Annotated in this window: 4 protein-coding genes; all 4 read left to right on the top strand. The window is 62.7% G+C overall.

Features of this window, described 5'->3' with window-relative positions; all coding sequences use genetic code 11:
• Positions 1–89: 89 nt before the first annotated feature.
• On the top strand, positions 90–896 hold the full coding sequence (locus AC1DU6_RS21485) for a glycosyltransferase family 2 protein (protein WP_477859467.1): 807 nt from the start codon (positions 90–92) through the stop codon (positions 894–896).
• Between the two features lie 146 nt (positions 897–1042).
• Complete coding sequence (locus tag AC1DU6_RS21480; protein ID WP_056204523.1) at positions 1043–2050, top strand: NAD-dependent epimerase; 1008 nt, start codon at positions 1043–1045, stop codon at positions 2048–2050.
• Between the two features lie 66 nt (positions 2051–2116).
• The gene (locus AC1DU6_RS21475) at positions 2117–3442 is read left to right on the top strand and encodes a UDP-glucose dehydrogenase family protein (protein ID WP_477859465.1); all 1326 of its coding nucleotides are present in this window, start codon (positions 2117–2119) and stop codon (positions 3440–3442) included.
• An 84-nt stretch (positions 3443–3526) separates the two neighbouring features.
• The coding region (locus tag AC1DU6_RS21470; RefSeq protein WP_477859463.1) for a nucleotidyltransferase family protein at positions 3527–4406 on the top strand (880 nt) is incomplete at its 3' end.

Below are 4406 nucleotides of genomic sequence, written 5' to 3'. Positions count from 1 at the left end.
GCTGTACGTCGATGCCACGCTGCAGCTCAAGCAGCGTCGTTGAGTTCAGAACCTGAGTTGGAGAAGATGCCTTGTCGAAGTTGTCTGCCTTGATCGTCAATTACGCGACGCCCCGCCTGGTGCTGAAGTGCGTCGCCTCGATGCAGCAATACGGTGTCATCGAGCGGGATGCCGACGTGATCGTGGTGGACAACGCGTCCCCGGACGATTCCCTGTCGGTGCTCCGCGCCCAGCTGCCGCCTGGTGTCCGCTTCATCGCTTCCGACCGCAATGGCGGGTTCTCGGCGGGCATCAACACCGGATTGGCCGAGGTTGATTCCGAATATCTGCTGGTGCTGAACCCCGACACCTATTTCGTCGACCAGTCGATCCAGAAGGCGCTGGAGCTCCTGGACACGCAGCCCAAGGTCGGGCTGATCGGCTTGGACCTGGTGAACCCCGATCGGTCGAGGCAGTTTTCCGCGCGGCGCTTCTACAGCCTGATGGACATCATCGGCCGGCGATCCCGTCTGGGGAACCTGCCCTTCATTCGCAAGTCGGTCGCCTCGCACATGATGATGGACGCCTGGGCCAGCGGCGCGCCCTTTCACGCCGACTGGGTGATGGGTACGGGCTTCGTCATTCGTACAGATCTTTTCCGTTCCATCGGTGGCATGGACGAAAGCTACTTCCTGTACATGGAGGACGTGGACCTGTGTGCCCGCGTCTGGAAGTCGGGTCATCAGGTGGTTTGCTGCGCCGGCGCGGTGCTGGTGCACGATCATCAGCGAGCCAGCGTAGACGTCTTCAGCCGCTCGGCGCGTATGCACCTGAAGAGCCTGAAGACATTCATGAGCAACTATCGCGTGCCGCTGCTCACCAAGCCGGGAGTCGCCGGTCTGTTCCGGCGCCACTGAACCGGGAGCGTCCCTCTTCGGTCGCGCGGGCGCTCGCTGGCAAGGCCCGGGCCAACTCGAGCGACCTTGTCTCGGGGGTGGGGCAATGATCGCGCCCTGCTGTGCGCTGCACGACAATCGGCGTTGGCTTTTTTGGAGGATTGGTCTTGAAAGTTCTCGTCACCGGCGCTGCCGGCTTCATCGGCATGCATGTCTGCCAGATCCTTCTGGCACGTGGTGACCAGGTCGTGGGCTTGGACAACCTCAACGACTACTACAGCCCGCAGCTCAAGCACGATCGCCTGGCCCGCCTGACGCCCAACCCGGGCTTCAGCTTCGTGCAAATGGATGTGGCCGACCGCGCCGGCATGGCCAAGCTGTTTGCCGATGAGCGCTTCGAACGCGTGGTGCACCTGGCGGCGCAGGCCGGCGTGCGCTACTCAATCGAAAACCCCCACGCCTACATCGACAGCAACATCGTTGGCTTCACCAACATCCTGGAAGGCTGTCGCCACGGCGGTGTGCAGCACCTGGCCTATGCGTCCAGCTCCAGCGTCTACGGTGGCAACACGCTGATGCCGTTCTCGGAGCACCACAGCGTCGACCACCCCATCAGCCTCTATGCCGCGACGAAAAAGGCCAATGAGCTGATGGCCCACACCTATTCACACCTCTTTGGGCTGCCAACGACGGGCCTGCGCTTCTTTACGGTGTATGGCCCGTGGGGCCGGCCGGACATGGCGCTCTTCCTGTTCACCAAGGCCATCATCGAAGGGCGGCCCATCAACGTGTTCAATCACGGCAAGATGGTCCGCGACTTCACCTACATCGACGACATCGCCGAGGGCGTCGTGCGCGTCCTGGACCGCACGGCTACCGCCGACCCCAACTACAACCCCAACAAGGCCGATCCGGCGCGCTCCAGCGCCCCCTACCGCGTCTTCAACATCGGCAACCACGCACCCATCCAGCTGATGAGCTTCATCGAGGCCATCGAGCAGGCCGCGGGCCGCGAGGCTGTCAAGAACTTCATGCCCATGCAGGATGGTGATGTGCCGGCTACGCATGCTGATGTCGAGGAGCTGGCCGAGTGGACGGGTTTCCGTCCGGCGATGCCTGTACCTGAAGGAATCCAGCGGTTTGTCGCCTGGTATCGGGACTACTACAAGGTCTGAATGGCACTGGACCGTCACGTGACTGCGTTACAAACGGGTTAACCGTTTTTTGCACGAGGATTGAGAATGAAAGTCACCGCCATCGGCACCGGCTACGTGGGCCTGGTCACCGGAGCCTGCTTGGCCGAAATGGGCAACCACGTGGTTTGTCTGGACGTGAATCCCGAAAAGATCCGCGTCCTCAACGACGGCGAGATCCCTATTCACGAACCCGGCCTGCTCGAAGTGGTGCGCCGCAATGTGGCGGCCGGCCGCCTGCAATTCACCACCGATGTGGACATGGCCGTACAGCACGGCACGCTGCTCTTCATCGGCGTGGGCACGCCGCCTGACGAAGACGGCTCGGCCGACCTTCAGTACGTGGTGGCCGCGGCCCGCTCCATCGGCCAGCGCATGACGGACTACAAGGTCATCGTCGACAAGAGCACGGTGCCGGTCGGCACAGCCGACAAGGTCCGCGCTGCGGTCAAGGAAGAACTCGAAAAGCGTGGCCTCGGAGACATGGCATATGCCGTCGTCTCCAATCCTGAGTTCCTGAAGGAAGGTGCGGCGGTCGACGACTTCATGAAGCCTGATCGCGTCGTCATTGGCTCCGACGACGAGCAGGCCACGCTGTTGATGCGCGCCCTGTATGCGCCGTTCAACCGCACGCMGGACCGCATGCTGGTCATGGACGTGAAGAGCGCCGAGTTCACCAAGTACGCCGCCAATGCGATGCTGGCCACACGCATCAGTTTCATGAACGAGCTGGCGCTGCTGGCGGAGCGCGTGGGCGCCGACATCGAGCTGGTTCGGCGCGGCATCGGCTCTGATCCGCGCATCGGCTATCAGTTCCTTTACGCTGGCGCCGGTTATGGCGGTTCCTGCTTCCCGAAGGATGTCAAGGCGCTGGTGAAGACCGCCGCCGACAACGGTATTCCGCTGAAGGTGTTGACCGCCGTGGAAGAAGCCAATGAACGCCAGAAGCGCGTGCTGGTCGACAAGGTCGTGGCGCGTTTCGGCGACGACCTCAAGGGCCGCCGCTTCGCCATCTGGGGCTTGGCATTCAAGCCGAACACCGACGACATGCGCGAGGCACCATCGTTGGTCATCATCGATGAGCTGACCCGGCGCGGTGCAACCGTCGCAGCCTACGACCCGGTGTCGATGCCGGAAACGGCTCGCGTGATTGGCCCGCGTGACGACGTGACGCTGGTCGAGCGCGCCGAGGCGGCGCTGCAGGGCGCGGACGCACTGCTGATCGTGACGGAGTGGAAGGAATTCCGCACGCCGGATTTCGACGCCATCAAGTCGAAGCTCAAGGCACCTGTTGTCTTCGACGGCCGCAACCTCTACGACCCCAAGCTGATGAAGGCGCTGGGCATCGACTATCGAGGTATCGGCCGCGGCTGACCCCCTAACTGTGTGCGGCAGGCCCGCCGCTTGCTTGCTTTGGTGCAACCGTCACTACGTTAGGAGGCCGGCATGGCCAAAGCAATGATCCTGGCCGCGGGCCAGGGAACGCGGGTGCGCCCGTTGACGAAGCACACGCCCAAGCCGATGGTGCCCATCCTGGGCAAGCCGGTCATGGAGTATCTGGTCGAGCATCTGGCGCGCCATGGCGTCAAGCAGGTCATGGTCAACGTGGCCTTCATGCACTGGAAGATAGAGAACTACTTCGGCTCGGGTCATCGGTGGGGCGTTGAGCTCGGTTACTCCTACGAAGGCGTTCGCGAGCAAGGCGAGGTGATCTGTAAGCCGGTCGGCTCGGCAGGAGGCATGCGCAAGATCCAGGACTTCGGCGGTTTCTTCGATGAAACCTTCCTCGTGCTGTGCGGCGATGCCGTCATCGATCTGGACATCGCCGCGGCGCTTGCCGAGCACAAGTCCAAGGGAGCCATCGCAAGCGTCGTGACTCTCGAAGTGCCTCGTGACCAGACCAAAAACTACGGCATTGTTGTCGCTGACGCCGAGGGCCGGGTGACTTCCTTCCAGGAAAAGCCCAAGCCCGAGGAGGCGAGGAGCAACCTGGCGTCGACCGGCATTTACATCTTCGAGCCCGAAGTGCTCGACCTGATCCCGTCGGGCGTCGAGTTCGACATCGGCAGCCAGCTGTTTCCGCTGCTGGTGGAGAAGGGCCTGCCCTTCTTTGCGCAGAAACGGCCGTTCAACTGGATCGACATCGGCCGCGTGACCGATTATTGGGCCGTCACCCAGCAGGTCATGGCCGGTGGCGTCGCGCAAATGGACATCCCTGGGCGCGAGGTGCGGCCGCAGGTGTGGGTGGGGCTGAACACGTCGGTGGACTGGGACAAGGTCCACATCGAGGGCCCGGTGTATATCGGCTCCAACGTGCGTATCGAGTCAGGTGCTCGGG

This window comes from Roseateles sp. P5_B10 (assembly GCF_056400485.1).
Note: the sequence above shows the minus strand (reverse complement) of the source record. Positions and strands in the feature narration are given on the sequence as shown.